General features: G+C 70.4%; 17 protein-coding genes and 1 riboswitch. Of the genes, 10 read left to right on the top strand and 7 right to left on the bottom strand.

Annotation, left to right across the window (positions count from 1 at the left end; all coding sequences use genetic code 11):
- Nucleotides 1-27 precede the first annotated feature (27 nt).
- Nucleotides 28-172: riboswitch (cobalamin riboswitch) on the bottom strand.
- Nucleotides 173-228: 56 nt separating this feature from the next.
- From cbiE to ACZ5J1_RS08325, 4 genes are all read left to right on the top strand, one after another.
- Nucleotides 229-1,431 (top strand): precorrin-6y C5,15-methyltransferase (decarboxylating) subunit CbiE, encoded by a 1,203-nt coding sequence (cbiE, locus tag ACZ5J1_RS08310; protein WP_464564261.1) that lies wholly within the window; start codon nucleotides 229-231, stop codon nucleotides 1,429-1,431.
- A 76-nt stretch (nucleotides 1,432-1,507) separates the two neighbouring features.
- Nucleotides 1,508-2,089, top strand: a complete 582-nt coding sequence (locus ACZ5J1_RS08315; protein WP_464564263.1) for a DinB family protein — start codon at nucleotides 1,508-1,510, stop codon at nucleotides 2,087-2,089.
- A gap of 477 nt (nucleotides 2,090-2,566) precedes the next feature.
- Complete coding sequence (locus tag ACZ5J1_RS08320; RefSeq protein ID WP_464564265.1) at nucleotides 2,567-2,971, top strand: VOC family protein; 405 nt, start codon at nucleotides 2,567-2,569, stop codon at nucleotides 2,969-2,971.
- Nucleotides 2,968-3,249, top strand: coding sequence for a winged helix-turn-helix transcriptional regulator (locus ACZ5J1_RS08325; RefSeq protein ID WP_464564267.1), 282 nt, complete (start codon nucleotides 2,968-2,970; stop codon nucleotides 3,247-3,249). The genes ACZ5J1_RS08320 and ACZ5J1_RS08325 overlap by 4 nt, the downstream gene beginning before the upstream one ends.
- A gap of 49 nt (nucleotides 3,250-3,298) precedes the next feature.
- Here the strand turns inward: ACZ5J1_RS08325 and ACZ5J1_RS08330 are convergent, their stop codons facing one another.
- Together ACZ5J1_RS08330 and ACZ5J1_RS08335 are read right to left on the bottom strand one after the other, a co-directional pair.
- Nucleotides 3,299-3,655: a hypothetical protein gene (locus ACZ5J1_RS08330; protein ID WP_464564269.1), complete on the bottom strand. Its 357-nt coding sequence runs from the start codon at nucleotides 3,653-3,655 to the stop codon at nucleotides 3,299-3,301.
- A gap of 29 nt (nucleotides 3,656-3,684) precedes the next feature.
- A complete protein-coding gene (locus ACZ5J1_RS08335; RefSeq protein WP_464564270.1) occupies nucleotides 3,685-4,350 on the bottom strand; it encodes a hypothetical protein in 666 nt (221 codons plus the stop codon).
- Between the two features lie 106 nt (nucleotides 4,351-4,456).
- Between ACZ5J1_RS08335 and ACZ5J1_RS08340 the strand changes: the two genes are divergently transcribed.
- Both ACZ5J1_RS08340 and ACZ5J1_RS08345 read left to right on the top strand, forming a co-directional pair.
- Entirely contained in the window at nucleotides 4,457-6,736 is a 2,280-nt protein-coding gene (locus tag ACZ5J1_RS08340; protein WP_464564272.1) for an ATP-binding protein, read from the top strand.
- A gap of 103 nt (nucleotides 6,737-6,839) precedes the next feature.
- Complete coding sequence (locus ACZ5J1_RS08345; protein ID WP_464564274.1) at nucleotides 6,840-7,889, top strand: class I SAM-dependent methyltransferase; 1,050 nt, start codon at nucleotides 6,840-6,842, stop codon at nucleotides 7,887-7,889.
- On the opposite strand, the gene ACZ5J1_RS08350 is transcribed toward ACZ5J1_RS08345, so the two are convergent.
- Nucleotides 7,871-8,002, bottom strand: coding sequence for a hypothetical protein (locus ACZ5J1_RS08350; RefSeq protein ID WP_464564276.1), 132 nt, complete (start codon nucleotides 8,000-8,002; stop codon nucleotides 7,871-7,873). The genes ACZ5J1_RS08345 and ACZ5J1_RS08350 overlap by 19 nt on opposite strands.
- Between ACZ5J1_RS08350 and ACZ5J1_RS08355 the strand changes: the two genes are divergently transcribed.
- On the top strand, nucleotides 7,997-8,827 hold the full coding sequence (locus ACZ5J1_RS08355) for an alpha/beta fold hydrolase (RefSeq protein WP_464564278.1): 831 nt from the start codon (nucleotides 7,997-7,999) through the stop codon (nucleotides 8,825-8,827). The two genes, ACZ5J1_RS08350 and ACZ5J1_RS08355, sit on opposite strands and share 6 nt — an antisense overlap.
- A complete protein-coding gene (locus tag ACZ5J1_RS08360; protein ID WP_464564280.1) occupies nucleotides 8,814-10,886 on the top strand; it encodes an alpha/beta fold hydrolase in 2,073 nt (690 codons plus the stop codon). The genes ACZ5J1_RS08355 and ACZ5J1_RS08360 overlap by 14 nt, the downstream gene beginning before the upstream one ends.
- A gap of 19 nt (nucleotides 10,887-10,905) precedes the next feature.
- On the opposite strand, the gene ACZ5J1_RS08365 is transcribed toward ACZ5J1_RS08360, so the two are convergent.
- Complete coding sequence (locus ACZ5J1_RS08365) at nucleotides 10,906-11,316, bottom strand: hypothetical protein (protein WP_464564282.1); 411 nt, start codon at nucleotides 11,314-11,316, stop codon at nucleotides 10,906-10,908.
- Between the two features lie 72 nt (nucleotides 11,317-11,388).
- Between ACZ5J1_RS08365 and ACZ5J1_RS08370 the strand changes: the two genes are divergently transcribed.
- Both ACZ5J1_RS08370 and bglX read left to right on the top strand, forming a co-directional pair.
- Entirely contained in the window at nucleotides 11,389-12,966 is a 1,578-nt protein-coding gene (locus ACZ5J1_RS08370) for a Na+/H+ antiporter (RefSeq protein ID WP_464564284.1), read from the top strand.
- A 117-nt stretch (nucleotides 12,967-13,083) separates the two neighbouring features.
- Nucleotides 13,084-15,402 (top strand): beta-glucosidase BglX, encoded by a 2,319-nt coding sequence (gene bglX, locus ACZ5J1_RS08375; RefSeq protein WP_464564286.1) that lies wholly within the window; start codon nucleotides 13,084-13,086, stop codon nucleotides 15,400-15,402.
- A gap of 12 nt (nucleotides 15,403-15,414) precedes the next feature.
- On the opposite strand, the gene ACZ5J1_RS08380 is transcribed toward bglX, so the two are convergent.
- From ACZ5J1_RS08380 to ACZ5J1_RS08390, 3 genes are read right to left on the bottom strand one after another with little or no spacing between them, the layout of a single operon-like run.
- The gene (locus ACZ5J1_RS08380) at nucleotides 15,415-16,239 is read right to left on the bottom strand and encodes a hypothetical protein (protein WP_464564288.1); all 825 of its coding nucleotides are present in this window, start codon (nucleotides 16,237-16,239) and stop codon (nucleotides 15,415-15,417) included.
- A 40-nt stretch (nucleotides 16,240-16,279) separates the two neighbouring features.
- Complete coding sequence (locus ACZ5J1_RS08385; protein WP_464564290.1) at nucleotides 16,280-17,125, bottom strand: hypothetical protein; 846 nt, start codon at nucleotides 17,123-17,125, stop codon at nucleotides 16,280-16,282.
- Nucleotides 17,126-17,134: 9 nt separating this feature from the next.
- Entirely contained in the window at nucleotides 17,135-17,701 is a 567-nt protein-coding gene (locus ACZ5J1_RS08390; protein WP_464564292.1) for a dihydrofolate reductase family protein, read from the bottom strand.
- Nucleotides 17,702-17,765: the final 64 nt, after the last annotated feature.

A 17,765-nucleotide genomic window follows, 5' to 3' on the forward strand; every position in this document is an offset into this window, starting at 1 on the left:
TCAGTTCGCCACCGGACGGGCCTGTCCGGTGGTCTGGCGGGAGGCCGGTCTTCGGACTGACCGAGTCCATCCCTGATCGCTCAGAGACGGCTCGGCTCACCGCAGCGGGCCTGTGCCGGATTCTCACCGGCTTCCCAGATTCTCCCCGCCGACCTTCGCCACCGTTTCCGATGACTGAGTCGTTGGGGCACCTCTCGCCTTGTCCGGCACACGATAGCGTCTGGCCGCGTGATCATCGTGGTGGGTATCGGGGCCGACGGCTGGGCCGGCATGAACAACGCCGCGCAGGAGTGGGTCAGCCACGCCGCCGTCGTGGTCGGCGGCGCTCGGCAGCTCGCCCTCCTGCCCGAGGTCGAGGGCCAGACCCGGCTGCCGCTGCCCTCTCCGCTGCGACCCGGCCTGCGCGACCTCGTGGCGACGCATCCCCAGCGGAACATCGTCGTGATGGCCTCCGGGGATCCCTACGTCTCCGGGATCGCGACCACGCTGACCGAGCTTTTCGGCCCCGGAGAGCTCCTCGTCGTCCCCGCAGTCTCATCGGTGGCGCTCGCGCGCGCCTCGATGCACTGGCCGGCCGAATCGCACGCGACCGTCAGCGTCGTCGGCCGCGACGTCTCACTCGTCCGCCGGGAGCTCGCGCCTGGCCGCCGCATCCTGGTGCTCTCCTCCGACGAGCACACCCCGCGTCAGGTCGCGGAGCTGCTCGGCGAGTCCGGGTACGGCGACAGCGAGCTGGCCATCCTCAACGATCTGGGCGATCCGGCGCTGTCGGGCTCGGTCCACCTGGACAAGGCGTTCGTCCTGCTCGGCAAGGAGTTCCCCACCTCGCGGCTCAACATCGTCGCGATCACCTGCGTGGGTCAGTCGCTCGGCGGCTGGGTCGCCGGGCTGCCGGACGAGGCGTTCGAGCACGACGGGCAGCTCACCAAGCGCGACCTGCGCGCCTCGGCCCTGGCCCGGCTCGCCCCCGTCCCGGGTGAACACCTCTGGGACGTGGGCGCTGGGGCCGGCTCGGTCGGGATCGAATGGATGCGCGCCCACCCCACCTGCGCCGCCATCGCGATCGAGGCCCATCCCGACCGGGCCGGTCGGATCGCCCGCAACGCCAGGAATCTCGGCGTCCCCGGCCTCACCGTCGTCGAGGGCCGCGCCCCCGACGCCTTGACCGATCTCCCCCGACCCGACGCGATCTTCATCGGTGGTGGCGCCACCCGCGACGGCGTGATCGACGCCTGCCTCGCGGCGCTGAAACCCGGCGGCCGTCTCGTCGTGCACGGCGTCACCCTCGAGACCGAGCAGCTCCTCGCCGGCCTCTACCGCGAGCACGGCGGGGAGCTGGCCCGCATCGCCGTCGAGACCGCCGCGCCGATCGGCACCTTCACCGGCTGGACCCCCGCCCGCGCTGTCACTCAGTGGAGCTTCGTCGCCTAGCGCGCCCTTCGCCCACATGCCGCGGCCGCCCACGCGTTGAGGCTGCGCCTGGAATCCCCATGGCAGGGTGCAGTGCATGAGCGACACCTCCGCGAAAGGGACGGTCGGACCGGAGTCCGGTCTCAGTATCGACGCCTTCGCACCCAAGTGGGCGGACGATGACCGTCCGCGGATCCCCCGCGTGGCCAACGAACGGGAGGCGCTCGCGGCCTATCTCGACCACTACCGGGCAACGGTGGAGATGAAGTGCCGCGGCCTGACCCCGGAACAGGCCCGGACGCGATCCATGCCGCCATCGACGTTGTCCCTTCACGGCCTGGTCCGCCACCTCGCCGGGTGCGAACGATGGTGGTTCCAGCAGAACTTCGAACGACGCGATGTGCCGTTCCTGTTCTTCACCGAGGACAACCCCAGCCTCGACTTCGACGTGCCCACGGACGCCGACTTCGCCGCCGACCTGCAGACCTGGCGCGACGAGTGCGCAGTCTCTCGTGAAATCGTCGCCGCTCACGAGCTCGACGAGACTGCCCGCCCGCTGGATTGGCATGAGGATGTCGATCTGCGCTGGCTGGTCCTCCGAATGGTCACGGAGTACGCCCAGCACTGCGGGCACGCCGACCTGCTTCGCGAAGGGATCGACGGTCGGACCGGAGCCTGAGCAGCGCAGGCCCGGAGATGGGCACCCCAACCCAACCTCCGCTGACCGATGTACGTCAGTTCGTCGCGGCTGGACAGCACATGCAGATGAGCGGTGCGGCATGTGAGTGCGTTCTGCCGGGGTCTACGAAGCGTTGGGCGAACACGAGAGCGCGGCGACCGTTGGAGCCGCCGGCGAGGACCCCGAGGGCCTACTAGTGCGGCTTCGAGAAGACCCTCGGGCGCTCTTGGATATCAGTGAATAGACGCCCGATCGTCGGCATGGTCAGGATCTACCCTCGCCCCGGATGGTCGATCGCCCGGGCGAGGGAGCCTGAACCCGTCGAGCGCTAAGTGGCGCCAAATGCGATCACTTTGCGGCCAGGCTCGCGAGTTTCGCGCCACTTAGCAACCAAGAGGTCGCCCAGCGGCTCTCCATCGGCATGTGCGGCCGAAGACGGCCCTTGACCAGGCACTTGCATTTTGCAAGCATCTATCCATGAGCCTCTTCATCACCTGCCCCGTCGAGAGCGTCGAGCGCTCCACCGCCTTCTACTCCTCCCTCGGCTGGACCCTGAACGCCGAGATGTCCGACCACAACGTGTCCTGCTTCGCGATCGCGGCGGAGCAGTACGTCATGCTCGGCAGCCGCGAGATGTACGCAGCCGTCGGCGGCGTGGAGGAACTCGTCGGCGGCCCGTCCACCCCCTCCAAGGTCACCGTCTCGTTCGACCTGGGTAGCCGCGAGGCGGTCGACGAACTCGTCGAGCGCGCCGGTGCCGCCGGCGGGCGGATCGGCGACACCGACGACTATGACTTCATGTACCAGCGCCAGTTCGACGACCCCGACGGCTACCACTACTCGCCGTTCTGGATGAAGTCGGACGCCGAACCGACGGCGTGAGCGACCTCGCCGCCGCTCTGGAAGTCGTCGGGGCACGATGGGCACTCCTCGTCGTGGAACGTCTCCTCGAAGGCCCGCAACGGTACGGCGACCTCCAGCGCGACCTCGGCGCGCCAACGAACATGCTCGCTACCCGCCTGCGCGAGCTTGAGGCGGCCGGCGTCCTGACCCGCCTGCCGCTGCATCACAACACCCGGGCGTACGCACTCACCGAGCGTGGATTCGCTCTCCGCAACGCGATCGCCGAGCTGGCGGACTGGGGTGGCGGAGGAAGCTAGCGTGACGCCGGCGCCACTCTCGAGGGCTGGGCATCAGCTTTCACCCTGATCAGGAGATTCCGGCCTGCCGATCGAGCTCCTGCAGGAGCCTGTGCGCGGCCAGCTCGACCTTCTTGTGACGCCACTCCGCCGCGCGGTAGACACACGCGATCAGCCCGCTGCGGTGCACGCGCCGGAAGTCACCGAACACGAACGCGTAGCGAGCCTTCGTCTCGTCGTTCGCGCCGACGGTGAGGCCGAGGTGCCAGGCGGCGTACTCGTCCCAGGAGTGCCGTTCGAGGAACGCGGTGCCAGCGGCAGCATCGGGCTGCACCTCGCCCCATTCGCTGTCGAGCACGTACTGCCGGCTCCCGATCAGGCTCAGGGCCTTCGTCACGGCAGGCTGGTTGACCTCGTAGCTGGCCATGCTTCGAGGCTACGCCCGAACTCGAACTGTCACCCGGTGGCGCGTTGTCCGAACCGACTGAGTCTGCCGTCCTGCAGCTCCAGACCCTCGCACCCTTCACCGCTGGCCAGCAGCTCGGAGACGTAGTCCCCCGCCACCGCCGGACCCTGCCCGGCGCTGTCGGCATCGACTCCATAGTCAGCTCGACACCCGATCTCGCAACCGATCACGAAGTCCTGCCACTGCACCGCGGTGAACCTGAGCGCGACGCGGCGATCGTCGTAGAACACGCCACTGAAGCCCACGGGCTCGTCGCGGACCTCGGTGAAGTCGGATCGGAGGATCTCCCAGAGCTGTTCGCAGGATGGCAGGTCGCGCGCGACATCATCGCGGTCCGGGATCGGTAGGGGCTCGAACTTTCGTACGTGCTCCGTCGCCCAGGCGTTCAGCTCGGTGGCCACCCCCTCGCAGTACTCCTCGAGGCTCTCGTGCCAGGGGGCGGGGAGCGGCTGCGTGGCTTGAGCGGGCGGGAAACTTCCGACGACGTAGTCGATCAAGAGCTCGTCATCCTGCTTCCACGAGCCGTCCGAGCCGTGCCACATCTCGCCGATCACGATGCTGACTCCCGTGACCCGCACCGCATACCCGTCCGCAGGCGCGACCACGTCTGAGGCGCAGAGGTAGGCACTCACCTGGTCGAGGTCGGCCTGATCCATGCGGCCATCATGATCCACCGTTCGCCCCTCCCGCTCGGGAATTGCATCCGGGTCGTCGTCCGCATTGCACCTAGCCAACAGTCCGGGCACGGGTGAGGATCGAATCATGGCGCTCGGACGCTCACTCCCGTTGTCGCCTGCCTCCCTGCTCGGACGGGAGACCGACCTGGCCGACCTCGGCTCGGCGCTGCTCGCTCAGGAGCGCCTGATCGTCCTGACCGGCCCACCGGGAGTGGGCAAGACCCGCCTCGCGCTGGCGGTCGCCGAGGCCGTCGCCGACTGGTTCGACGACGGCGTCGCGTGGGTGGACCTGACCCCGGTGCGCAACCCCGACCTGGTCGTCGACGAGATCGCGCACGGTTGCGGGCTCTCCCACGCGGGCGCGATCGCCGACCGCGAGACGCTGGTGGTGCTCGACAACTGCGAGCACCTGCTCGACGCGGCACCCGCGATCGCCGAGCTGCTCGCCGAGCACTCCGGCCTGAAGATCCTCGCGACCAGCCGCGAGCGGCTGCACATCGCTGCCGAGCACGAATGGCCACTGCCTCCCCTGCCCGTTCCCGAGCTCGACGTCGAGGGCGAGGGTCAGGGCGACCTGAAGCGGCTCGCCACCAATCCGGCGATCGCGCTCGTCCTCGCCCAGGCGCCGGCCTACGTCACCCTCACCCCGCGCACAGCCCGGCCCCTGACCGAGATCATCCAGCGCCTCGACGGGCTTCCGTTGGCACTCGAGTTCGCAGCCGCCCGCCTGCGCGTCTTCACCCCGAGCGAGCTCGCGTTCCGACTCGAGCACAGCACCGACGACCTCGTCGGAACGACCCGCGACAGCCCTGCGCGCCACCGGGACCTCCGCGCCGCGATCACCTGGAGCCACGACCTGCTCCCACCCGGCGAGCAGGCGATCTTCCGACGACTCTCGGTCTTCGAGGGCAGCTGGACCCTCGCCGAGGCCGAGGCGGTCTGCGCGGGTGAGGACGCGCCCGACGTCCTGAGCGGGTTGGAGTCGCTGCTGGACAAGAGCCTCATCCGGCGGATCCCGAGCGAGGACGAGAGCGCTCACGGCGGGCCGGCCCGGTTCGGGATGCTGATCAGCCTGCGCGAGTACGGCGCCGAACAGTTGGAGCAGCACGACGAACGCGCCAGCGTGCGAGCCCGGCATGCGGCCTGGTTCACCGAGGTCGCGCGCAGCTGGGAGGCGACGATCGGCACCGGGCAGGAGAACATGATCTGGCACCGCTCCCAGATCGTGCGCGGTGACCTCGAGGTCGCACTCACGGTCGTCCGCGACACCGATGCCGAGGCGACGCTCTGGCTGTCAGCCGCGCTGAGCTGGTACTGGTACACCCGCGGCGCGCCGATCCACGCCGAGGACCTGGCACCGCGCGAGAGCGATCTCGAAACGGCCGGACCGGACGCAGCCTCGGCGATCCTCGTCGCCACCGGGGTCGTCGCGTTCGCGCTCGGTGACCTCGCCGCTGCCGAGGAGCGGCTCGCCACGGCGTACGCCATCTGCGAGGACCGCGGGGATGAACGGCGGGTGGCCTTCGCGACGGCGTTCCTCGGTCACGTCGCCCGGGAGACCGGCCGCTACGAGGAGGCACGGGCCCACTACCGGCGGGCGCGCGGGATCTATGAGGCGGTCCGCAACGATCGCGGGATCGGGTGGGCGGCCTGTGACCTCGGGCTGCTCGAAGCCGAGCTCGGCAATCTCGACACCGCCGAGGTGCTGTTGCGCGAGGCGCTGGGCATCTTCGACGCGCTGGACTACCCGTGGGCCGTCGCGGTGACCTCGTGCGGGCTCGCGGTCGTCCTCGCCGCGCAGGGCGACGCCGGGGCCGCCGGTCGCGCCGCGGCCCGTGCCTTCGAGCTGCACAGCGCGGCCGGTGACGTCCGGGGCATCGCGCAGAGTCTGGAGGCGCTCGCGGAGGTCGCCCTCGCCCGCGGTGCCGCTTCGACGGCTGCCCGGTTGCTCGGGGCAGGTGCCGCCCAACGCCAGCGCGCCGCGGCCCGGGCGACCGCGGCCGAACAGGACCGGATCCACCGTGCCACCGCCCGCACCGCCATCTTGCTCGGCACGGATGAGGCTGCACACGAGCACCGCGCCGGGGAGAGCCTCGGCTCGCACGCTGTCACCGACCTGGTCACGGGGCTCGTCTCCCCCACCCTCGGCACCGACGGTGCGAGCGACACGGCGAGCGCCGAGCTGACCGCCCGCCAACGTGAGGTCGCCGAACTCGTCGCCGACGGGCGCACCAACCGGCAGATCAGCCGCGAGCTCGGGATCAGCGAGAAGACCACCGAGCTGCACCTGCGCAACGCGATGCAACGGCTCGGCGTGCACAACCGTGCCGCCGTCGCCGCCTGGATCGCCGGCCAGCCGCGCTAGCGGCACCCCACTAGGGATAACCCCTATGTCGCCCACCGCAACCACCTCGTAGACATCGTTCACCGGCCGTCCGGGTCGGCACACGAGACAACGAAGGTGCGACATGAACGAGGACAAGCTCAACGAGTTCCTGCACAGGTTCGTCGGCGACCTGGGCGCGACGATCACCGCCGGCCAGGTCGTCATCGGCCACCGGCTCGGGCTCTACGGGGCCCTGGTCGACAACCCCGGAACGGCCGACGACCTGGCCCGCCGGACCAGCTGCGACCCGCGCTACGTCACCGAGTGGGCGCGTGGCCAGGCCGCCGGTGGCTACCTGGAGTACGACGCCGCGAGCGACGTCTACTCGCTCACCGAGGAGCAGGCCTTCATCCTGGCCGAGCCCGACACGGCGGTGTACGCACCCGGAGCGTTCGTGCTCGCCCTGGCCGCCCTCAAGGCCGAGGACCGCATCACCGAGGCGTTCCGGACCGGCCACGGGATGGGTTGGCACGAGCACGACGACGACGTCTTCGTCGGCTGTGAGCAGTTCTTCCGGCCAGGGTACGTCGCCAACCTGGTGCCCAGCTGGATCCCGGCCCTCGACGGTGTCGCGGAGAAGCTCACCCGAGGCGCCAAGGTGCTCGACGCAGGCTGCGGGCTGGGCGCCTCGACCATCCTGCTCGCCGAGACCTACCCCGAGTCCCAGGTCGTCGGCTGCGACTACCACGAAGGCTCCATCGAGCTGGCCCGCAAGCGGGCGGCCGACGCGGGCCTGTCCGACCGGGTCGACTTCCAGGTGGCCTCGGCCCAGGACTTCCCCGGGAACGACTACGACCTGGTCGCCACCTTCGACTGCCTGCACGACATGGGCGACCCGGTCGGGGCGGCGAGACACATCCGCCGATCCCTGGACGCCGACGGCACCTGGCTGATCGTTGAGCCGAACGCGGGCGACGCGGTCAGCGACAACCTCAACCCCGTGGGCCGGGTCTACTACGGCTTCTCGACCTTCCTCTGCGTGCCCAACGCGCTCTCCCAGCCGGGCGGGTACTCACTCGGCGCGCAGGCAGGCGAGAAGGCGATCGCCGACCTGGTCACGGAGGCCGGCTTCACCCGGTTCCGCCGGGCGACCGAGACCCCGTTCAACATCGTCTACGAAGCGCGACCCTGAGCGCAGGCGCGCAGGATCGCCAGCGGGAGGAGGATGAGGTCGTGCGTGCCCGAGAGCCCGATCTCGTCGGCGACGCCGTCCGAGCGGGCGTGCGCCTCCATTGGGAGGTGCATGGCTCGGGGTCGACGACGGTGTTCCTGCTGCCGACATGGTGTGCGATCCACTCCGGCGTCTGGAAGATGCAGGTCCCCTACCTGGCCCGCCACCTGCGCGTCATCGTCGCCGATCCGCGCGGCAACGGTCGATCCGACCGACCGCAGGACCCGGCGGCGTACGCCGACGAGGAGCTGGTCGCCGACGCGGCCGCCGTGCTCGACGCGACTGAGACCGCGAGCGCGGTCTGCGTCGGGCTGTCGATGGGCAGCAGGGTCCTGCTCCAGCTGGCCACCGCGCATCCGGACCGGGTGGACGGTGCCGTCTTCGTCGGACCCTCGGTGCGGATGGCGGAGGAGGCGCCGGCCTGCTGGACGCCCCCGTTCGAAGGGCCCCTCCGCAGCGGGGTCGGCTGGGGGCGGTTCAACGCCGAGTACTGGCGCCAGGACCTGCCCGGCTTCGCCCGCTGGTTCTTCGGCGAGGTCTTCTCCGAACCCCACTCGAGCAAGGCGATCGACGACGCGGTCGACTGGGTCGGCGAGACCGACGCCGAGACGTTGATCGCCGCGGAGCGGGCACCGTTCCTCGACCGCCACCCGCCCACCGCGGGTCCGACCAGCGCCGCCCGGCTGGCCACGCAGATCCGGTGTCCCTCGCTCGTGCTGCATGGCGACGAGGACCGGATCGTGCCGCTCGAGACCGCGGAGCAGCTGGCCGCCGCGCTCGACGCGCCGCTCGAGCTCGTCGTCGGAGGCGGCCACTGCGTCCAGGCCCGGCACCCGGTCTGGTTCAACCACCGGCTGCTGCGTTTCGCCCGGGAGGTGACCGGCGGTGCGCGCGCGTGAGCCCGACGTCGTTGGCGAGGTCGACCGCGACGGTGTCCAGATCCACTACGAGGTCTTCGGGTCCGGTCCGGCCACGGTGCTGATGATGGGCACGTTCCCCGTCGTCGACGGACGCCAGTGGAAGGCCCAGGTGCCCACGCTGGCGCGGCACTTCCGCGTGATCACGATCGACGCGCGTGGCAACGGTGGCTCCTCCCGACCGGCCGACCCGGCGGCGTACGCCGACACCGTCCAGGCCGACGACGCGCTCGCTGTGCTCGACGCCACCGACACCGAGGCGGCGTTCCTGGTCGCGCTCTGCTCGGGGGTCAAGTGGTCGCTCCTGGCCGCCGCTACGGCACCGGCGCGGGTGCGCGGCATCGTGGCGATCGGGGCCGGCGTGCACCCGCTCGCGCCGAACCCGTCGCCGCTGGGTCCCGTCGACGCCCCACGGTGGCGAGGCGACTTCGCCGGGTGGACGCAGTACCACTCCGACATCCTGCTGCCCGAGCCGCACGTGACCAAGGCGTTCGACGACCTGGTCGCCTGGACGCACGAGACCGACGCCGACACACTCACCGCCCGCACCCATGCCGACCTCACCCCTGCCACCGAGGACGAGGCGGTCGCGCTCTGCCGTCAGCTGGCCTGCCCCGTGCTGGTGATCCACGGCACCGAGGACACCTGCCAGCCGCTCGCCCGGTCCGAGCGTCTCGCCGAGCTCACCGGCGGCCGGCTGGTCGTGCTCGAGGGCGCCGGCCACCTCCCGCACGCACGCCACCCCGTCATCGTCACCACGCTGATCAAGGAGTTCGTCGACATGAACACCTCCACGCCACGGACCACCCCGTGGGTCTTCGCTCAGCGGCGCACCCGCCGTGCGCTCTGGGTCTGCTCCCCGATCGGCCTCGGCCACGTCCTGCGTGATCTCACCATCGCCCGAGCCCTGCGTGCCGAGGTGCCCGACCTCGAGATCGAGTGGCTGGCTCAGTCCCCCGTCACCGAGGTGCTGGCGGCCGAGGGCGAGCTGATCCACCCGGCCAGCGCCGACCTCGCCTCGGAGTCGGCGCACTGGGAGAGCGAGGCAGCGGGGCACGACCTGCACGCGTTCCACGCCTTCCGGCGGATGGACGAGATCTTCTGCGCGAACTACATGCTCTTCGACGAGGTCGTGCGCGAGACGCCGTACGACCTCTGGGTCGGCGACGAGGCCTGGGACGTCGACCACTTCCTGCACGAGAACCCCGAGCGCAAGATCGCGCCGTACGCCTTCCTCACCGACGTGGTCGGGTTCCTGCCCGTGAACCCCGAGGGCGACCCGCGCGAGGCCGAGCTGTGTGCCGACTACAACCTGGAGATGATCGAGCACCGCGCCCGGTTCCCGATGGTGCGGGACCGCTCGGTCTTCATCGGCGGCTTCGACGAGCTCCCCGACGCCTCGATGGGCGAGGGCCTGCCGACCGTCCGGGACTGGACCCGCGAGCAGTTCACCTCGGTGCCGTACGTCGTCCCGTTCGACCCCCGCGACTACCGGCGTCCCCAGGCGTTGCGCCGACGACTCGGGTACGGGACCGGCTATCCGCTCTACGTCGCCGCCGTCGGCGGCACCGCGGTCGGGCGCAGTCTGCTGGAGCTGACCGCCGAGGCGTTCGCGCTGGTGCGCCGGCAGGAGCCCGACGCCCGGATGGTGATGGTCACCGGACCGCGCCTGGATCCCGACACGCTCCCCGACGTCGACGGGATGGAGAAGCTCGGCTACGTGCCGTCCCTGTTCGAGCACCTCGCCTGCGCCGACGTGGCCGTGGTCCAGGGCGGGCTGTCGACCACGATGGAGCTGGTCGCGGCCCGCCGGCCCTTCGTCTACTTCCCGCTGGCGCACCACTGGGAGCAGCAGCACTTCGTCGCGCACCGGCTCGACCACTTCGGTGCCGGGACGCGCATGGACTACGCCCGGACCAACCCTCGCGAGCTCGCCTCGGCGATGATGGCGGCGCGTCAGCAGCGGCCGACGTATCGGCCCGTCCGGCGCGGCGGCGAGGTCCGCGCCGCCCGGCAGCTGGCCAGCACGTTGGTGCGCTGACCTCCTACTGCTCGGGCAACTACTGCTCGGGCAACGCGTCCGGGTCGTCCGCCGAACGCGCTTGGCGTGCCTGGTCGCGGTACCGGTCCCCGAGGATCCGGGTGAAGTAGCCGGTCGCCAACACTCCGAGGACGAGCGTCGCGGCTCCGATCACGCTCATCAGCAGCACGCTCTCGGAGCTGTCGGCGATGAGCCCGACCAGGGTGAGCAGGAGACCGACGCAGAGAAGCAGGAATCCGACCCGTTTCTCTGCCAGGAGCCGGGCGTGCGTCGAGATGGCGTCGGGTTGCCCCATCGCGGTGCCTTCGTCGCCGATCCGGTCACGCAGCTCGACGATCGACTCGGCGTTGTGGCTGTGCGCGAGAGCACCCGCGCCCACCAGCTCGAGCGCGACACCGCCCACCAGCATGCAGTCGATGAACAGGGTCATCCGGCGAGCGTACGTGGCGTTCGATCCGCCCCTGCGATGGCACCGGAACGCGGAACTCGGGAGGATGGGCACGTGCTCGGACTCGAGATGGTCGTCGTCCTCGGCGTCGCGCTGGTCGCGTGCGGCGCCCTCGCCCGCAAGTACCCGATCGCGCCGGCGCTGCTGCTGGTCGCGGTCGGCGTGGCGATCGGGTTCGTCCCCGCGCTGAGCAAGGCGCAGCTCCCGCCGGAGGCGGTGCTGCTGATCTTCCTGCCCGCGCTGCTCTACTGGGAGAGCCTGACCACGTCGCTGCGCGAGATCCGCAACAACCTGCGGGTGGTCGTCCTGACCAGCACAGCACTGGTCGCCCTGACCGCCGCCGCGGTGGCGGCGACCGCACATGCCCTCGGGCTGGCCTGGGGTCCGGCCTGGGTCCTCGGCGCGGCCCTGGCGCCGACCGACGCGACCGCGGTCGGGGTCCTGGCGCACGACCTGCCCCGCCGCACCGTGACGGTCCTGCGTGCCGAGAGCCTCATCAACGACGGCACCGCGCTGGTGATCTACGGGCTCGCGGTCGGTGTCACCGTCGGCGCGGAGCAGCTCTCCGGCTGGCACGTCTCGGCCCTGCTGGTCTGGTCCTACGCCGGGGGCGTCCTCGCCGGCGGACTCGCCGGTCTGCTGAGCTGGCAGGTACGTCGCCGGATGGACGATCCGATGCTGGAGAGCATCACCATGCTGGTCACCCCGTTCGTGGCGTTCCTCGCGGCCGACGCCCTGCACGCCTCCGGGGTGCTGGCGGTGGTGGCGTGCGGTCTCTTCATGAGCCAGGTGACGCCACGCATCACGAGCGCGGTCACCCGGCAGTTCTTCAACCCGTTCTGGGCGCTGTCGACCACGGTGCTCAGCAGTGCACTCTTCGTCCTGGTCGGGATCTCGGCGCACGCCGCCTTCCGCGACCTGAGCAGCACGTCGATGTCGCGCGCCCTGCTCGACATCCTGATCGTGACGGCGGTGGTGATCGGGGTCCGCTGGGTCTGGACCTTCACGATGCCCTACGTCATCCGGACGCTCGACCGGCGTCCCGCGCAACGCCTCCGCCGCATCCCGGCGCGGCAGCGGACGGTCAGTGCCATCGCCGGGTTCCGGGGTGCGGTCTCCCTCGCCGCGGTCCTGGCCGTCCCGCACACGCTCGACTCCGGCGCCCCGTTCCCCGACCGCGACCTGATCGTCCTGATCGCGTCCGGCGTCATCGTGCTGACCCTCCTCCAGGCGCTCGCGCTCCCGGCGGTGGTCCGGTTCGCGAAGCTGCCGGCCGACACCTCGGTCGCCGAGGAGCTCCAGTACGCCGACGAGTACACGCTCGACGTCGCGCTCGCAGCGCTCGAGGACACGGCCGCCGAGCTCGGCAGCGGGCCGAAGGTCGTCGAACGCGTGCGCCACGAGCTCGAGAAGCAGCGCTCCTTGCTCGCCGCCGACGGCGAGGACGGCCACCCGGTCGTGCAGCACGACGACGAGTTCCGGGCCCTCTCCCTCGCCCTGCTGAGCCGGCGCCGCGAGGCGCTCCTGGAGCTGCGTGACCAGCAACGGATCGACGACATCGTGCTCCGTCGGGTCCAGGCGCGCCTCGACCAGGACGAGGTGCGGTTCCTGCGCGCCAACCTCCTCGAGTGACGACGTGCGAATGGAACGAGCTCCACGGGGGTACGGCCGTTGATGTGACGCACGTCACTTCTGGCGTCACCGCCGCATCGTCGATGCGGACTGCTCGGGACGCTCTAGGAGTCGACAATGAAGAAGATCATCGGTGCACCACTGATCGCGGGAACGCTGATCGTCGGGTGCCTGACGGCCGGCAGCGTGCTGGCCAGCGACGCAGGTTCGTCGGACGAGCAAGCACTGAACCCGACCCGCGGTGCCCCCAGCAGAAACATCGAGAAGCGGGTCGACCAGCTGCTCAAGCGGATGACCACGACCGAGAAGCTGCAGCAGGTGCAGCTCCTCTCGGACGGTCAGATCACCGACGCTGACGCGAAGGCCGGCGTCGGCGGCGTCTTCAGCCTCACCGACCCGGCGAAGATCGACCACTACCAGCGGATCGCGATGACCCAGTACCGGCTGCACATCCCGATCCTGTTCGCCTACGACACCATCCACGGCTATCGGACGATCTTCCCCGCGCCTCTCGGTGCAGCGAGTTCCTTCGACCCGGAGGTCGCCAAGACCGACGCCACGATCGGCGCCCGCGAGTCCACGACCGTCGGGATCAAGCAGATCTACTCCCCCATGGTCGACGTCTCGCACGATCCGCGTTGGGGGCGGATCGTCGAGGGCAACGGTGAGGACCCCTACCTGGGCTCGGCGATGGCCGCGGCCCGGGTGAAGGGTGCCCAGGGGGCCGACTACAGCCGGCCCGACAAGGCCGTCACCAGTGTCAAACACTTCGTCGCGTACGGCGCCGCCGAGGGTGGTCGCGACTACAACACGACCGACCTGTCGGAGCAGACGCTGCGGAACCTGTACCTGCCGCCGTTCAAGGCCGCCATCGACGCCGGGGCGGACACCGTGATGTGTTCGTTCAACGCGATCAACGGCGTCCCCGGCTGCGCCAACGACTACACCGAGACCCAGATCCTGAAGAAGGAGTGGGGTTTCGACGGATTCATCGAGAGTGACTACACCGCCGTCGCCGAGACCCGGGCCTGCCCGCCGAAGCGCCCTGACGAGGGCTCCTGCGGCCACGGCACCGCTGCCGACGGTCCTGAGGCGGGCGCGAACGCGTTGATGGCCGGCACCGACTCCGAGATGGTGAGCACGAACATCCGTGACTACGGGCGTGAGCTGCTCACGAACGGCTCGATCACGATGAAGCGCCTCGACGACGCGGTCCGTCGGATCCTGCGGGTCAAGTTCCGCGCCGGACTCTTCGAGCGCCCGTACGTCGACCAGACCAGGGCGACCGACCCGGCCAGCTTCCTCACCGCGTCCGACCGGTCGGCGGCACGGACCGCGGCGAGCCGGTCGATGGTGCTGCTGCAGAACAAGGGAGCAACCCTGCCGCTGGACCCCGCCAAGAGCACCGCGGTGATCGGCCCACTCGCCGATGACCCGCACGACATGCTCGGCCCGTGGTGGGGCAAGGGCGAGGACGCCGACGCGGTCAGCGTGCTGAAGGGCATCACGGCCGGATCCAGTGCCACGACGACGTACGCCCAGGGGTGCGCGCTCAGCAACAAGGAGCCCGCGGACTACGACCCGTCGCAGGACTGCCCGACCACGGCCGGCTTCGGCGAGGCCGTCGCGAAGGCACAGGCCGCCGACCAGGTCGTCCTGGCGCTCGGCGAGACCCGGGAGATGAGCGGGGAGGCGACGAGTCGCTCCACGATCGACCTGCCCGGCAAGCAGCAGGAGCTGATCGATGCGATCGCCGCGACCGGCAAGCCGTTCGTGGTCGTGCTCTTCAACGGCCGGCCGCTGACCCTGTCGCAGGTCGTGGCGAGCGCCCCGGCCGTGCTGGAGGCCTGGTTCCCCGGAGTCGAGGCAGGCAACGCGGTCTCCGACGTCGTCTTCGGCAAGGTCAATCCCGGCGGCAAGCTGCCGGTCTCCTTCCCGCAGCGCCTCGGCCAGGTCCCGCTCTACTACAACCACGAGCCGACGGGTCGTCCGTGCGACGTGACCCAGAAGTACAACTCGCGGTACAGGGACCTGCGCTCGTGCGACCCGCTCTTTCCGTTCGGGTTCGGGCTGAGCTACACGAGCTTCAAGGTCTCCGACCTGACGCTGAGCAGGAGCACGGTGACGCGGAAGGGCTCGGTCGTCGCCTCCATGAAGGTGACCAACACCGGCAACGTCGCCGGTGACGACGTCGCCCAGCTCTACCTGCACGACCCGGTCGCGAGCATCTCGCAGCCCGTGCGCCGACTGCGTGGGTTCGAGCGGGTCACCCTGAAGCCCGGTGCGTCGAAGACCGTGCGGTTCACCCTCGACGCGAGCGACTTCGGCTTCTACGACAACCGTGGCCGGTTCGTCGTCGAACCCGGCACCATCGACGTGTTCGCCGGCGACGACTCCACGGCGACGCTGACGAAGACCTTCCGGGTCACCCGATGAGTCGCCGGTCGGTCAGTCGCACCCGAGCGGTCGGCTCTCCCGGGGCCAGGCCTCCACCTCGGCGGTCGTGCCGACGAAGGCACGCCGCCCGTCGCTCGAGAGCCACAGGTGGTCGCCGTCCCGCTCGAACCCCGTGTCGACCGCATCGGCAGGGAGCTCGGTGCGGGTCTCGAACGGCATGACGACGTAGTCGGACAGCTCCGGCAGCGGGTGGCGGACGTAGGTGTCCTCCCCCAGCATCAGGAAGGTCATCGACTGCCAGTCGCAGTGCTCCGGGCCGACCCACGACTCGATCGTCGTCGTGGGCACCGCTCGCCCTTCGGCGTCGGTCCAGATCTGGAGTCCGATCGAGTCGGTGAAGCTGGGGGGAAGCTCGGAGAAGTCGCAGTGCGCCCAGGACTCCACGTACCAGCCCGGGCCACCGGCGCCCTCGGTCGCCGGACCGTCGTGGACGATGACGGCCTGCTTGATCACGCCATCGACCTCGAGCACGTTGAGGACACGATCGTCCGTCTGCTGGGCGATCAGCAGACCGTCCGTCGCCCCGCCGAAGGCGCGCTCGCTGCGCGCGGTCTCCATCGCCCCGCTGGGGCTGTCGGCGGTGGCTCCCTCGCTGTAGACCCCGCTTCCGCTGAAGCGGCCGTCTCCCCAGGTGTCGCAGTCGACGACGTTGCCGGCGGCGCGGGCGCTCGGGTGCCGGGACTCGGCCTTCGACACCTGGAGCGGCCCGTCGTAGGGGTGCGGCGCCCAGTCGCCCGCGGTCAGGTCGTCCTCGCCGCAGCCGGCCAACGTCGTGACCCCGCACAGGACGGCGGCGGCCGTGCACAGCAACCTCATGCCTGTACGACGTGGTCGGGTGGTCACGCGGTTCCTCCGGTCAGGAGATGCTGGAGACGGCCGAGACGAACCCCGGCACCCCCCATGCCACGACGGCGACGAGGGCCACCTGCACCACCCGACGGCCGTGCCGCCAGATGACCGTGCGTCGGCCGGGTGGCACCACCAGGGCGAGGACGAGGACGACGCACGCGACGAGCGCGCCGAACAGGACCCACAGCGGCGCATTGGCCAGGGCCGCCAGGACGACCAGTCCGACGGGCAGGAGCCAGGCAGCCCACCGCAGGCGGGGCGCGGACATCCGGGTGCCGATCCTGCCTGCGACGGGCGCGATGACCAGCCCGGTCAGTACCGCCATCGATCCGAACGTGAGGACGGCCAGCCAGCCCGGGTCGAGGATGTCGAAGTCGGGATTCTCCTTCCGAAGTGGATCCACCGTGGCGCCGAAGACCACCAGCAGCGCCGCACCGAAGAACCCACCGCCGACCGGACCACGCGGCAGGAAGAACGAGGTGAAGGCGTAGAGGAAGCCGACGATCAGCCCGAACGGCAGGCCGACGAAGGTGAAGAACGCCAGAGTGCCGTTGAGGGTGATCTCGCCGACCACCTCGTCCGCGTCGGTGATCCTGCCTTGGGCCGCCTGCGACGAGGTCGCGGCCAGCAGCCGCATCGCGAGCCGCCCGGCCGGGCCGATCACCAGCACGCCGATCAGGAGCCCGCTGAGGATCGCCACGTTGAGCAACCAGACCAGGGCACGCAGCGGGTCGGCGCGACCGGCGGGATCGTCGAGCGCCCACGCCGGCAGCTCGAGCCGGGACGCCCGCCACCGCCAGGCCAGGCCGATCCCGGCCACCAGCAGCAGACCGCAGGCGAGCATCACGACCATGGCCAGGACCTACCGCACGACGTCGAAGATCTGCTTCTGGATGCCGTTCGCATAGGTGTCGTGCTCGACGAGCTGGAGCTTCGTGCTGTCCTTGTCGGCCTCGCTGAAGAGCCGCTTCCCCGCGCCGAGCAGTGTCGGGAACACCAGCAGGTGGTAGCGGTCGACCAGGCCCGCGTCGGCGAGGCTCTGCCCGAGCGTTGCGCTGCCGTGCACCGAGATCGGCCCGCCCTCGGTCTCCTTGAGCGCAGCCACGTCATCGAGGGAACGCAGGATCGTCGCGGGCCAACCGGGGTCCTCCTGCTCCAGCGTCGTGGAGACGACGTACCGCGGCATGGCGTTGTAGCCGGCGAACTCCTCGACCATCGTCGGCCAGATCGGCGCGAAGGCCTCGTAGGAGATCCGCCCCATCAGCAGCGCCCCCGCCTCGGTCTGCTCGCGTCCCTTGAGCTCGTAGGCCTCCGGGAGGAACTCGATGTCCTTGAACGTCCAGCCGGCGTTGCGGTACCCGGCCTCACCGCCCGGCGCCTCCATGACCCCGTCGACGGAGACGAAGGCGGTGACGATCAGTTGGCGCATGGCTGCTCCTTCAGTGGTGGGACGTGCTGACAGCATCGCAGCCGATGCCGGGCCGGATCCAGGC

The organism is Nocardioides sp. JCM 18999 (assembly GCF_055391175.1).

What these genes read in the sequence shown, in the direction of transcription:
- ACZ5J1_RS08315 (WP_464564263.1), top strand. Translation starts at nt 1,508, where the DNA reads ATGAGCGACACCTCCGCGAAAGGGACGGTCGGACCGGAGTCCGGTCTC.
- ACZ5J1_RS08320 (WP_464564265.1), top strand. Translation starts at nt 2,567, where the DNA reads ATGAGCCTCTTCATCACCTGCCCCGTCGAGAGCGTCGAGCGCTCCACC.
- ACZ5J1_RS08330 (WP_464564269.1), bottom strand. Translation starts at nt 3,655, where the DNA reads ATGGCCAGCTACGAGGTCAACCAGCCTGCCGTGACGAAGGCCCTGAGC.
- ACZ5J1_RS08335 (WP_464564270.1), bottom strand. Translation starts at nt 4,350, where the DNA reads ATGGATCAGGCCGACCTCGACCAGGTGAGTGCCTACCTCTGCGCCTCA.
- ACZ5J1_RS08340 (WP_464564272.1), top strand. Translation starts at nt 4,457, where the DNA reads ATGGCGCTCGGACGCTCACTCCCGTTGTCGCCTGCCTCCCTGCTCGGA.
- ACZ5J1_RS08345 (WP_464564274.1), top strand. Translation starts at nt 6,840, where the DNA reads ATGAACGAGGACAAGCTCAACGAGTTCCTGCACAGGTTCGTCGGCGAC.
- ACZ5J1_RS08350 (WP_464564276.1), bottom strand. Translation starts at nt 8,002, where the DNA reads ATGCACCTCCCAATGGAGGCGCACGCCCGCTCGGACGGCGTCGCCGAC.
- ACZ5J1_RS08365 (WP_464564282.1), bottom strand. Translation starts at nt 11,316, where the DNA reads ATGACCCTGTTCATCGACTGCATGCTGGTGGGCGGTGTCGCGCTCGAG.
- bglX (WP_464564286.1), top strand. Translation starts at nt 13,084, where the DNA reads ATGAAGAAGATCATCGGTGCACCACTGATCGCGGGAACGCTGATCGTC.
- ACZ5J1_RS08380 (WP_464564288.1), bottom strand. Translation starts at nt 16,239, where the DNA reads ATGAGGTTGCTGTGCACGGCCGCCGCCGTCCTGTGCGGGGTCACGACG.
- ACZ5J1_RS08385 (WP_464564290.1), bottom strand. Translation starts at nt 17,125, where the DNA reads ATGGTCGTGATGCTCGCCTGCGGTCTGCTGCTGGTGGCCGGGATCGGC.
- ACZ5J1_RS08390 (WP_464564292.1), bottom strand. Translation starts at nt 17,701, where the DNA reads ATGCGCCAACTGATCGTCACCGCCTTCGTCTCCGTCGACGGGGTCATG.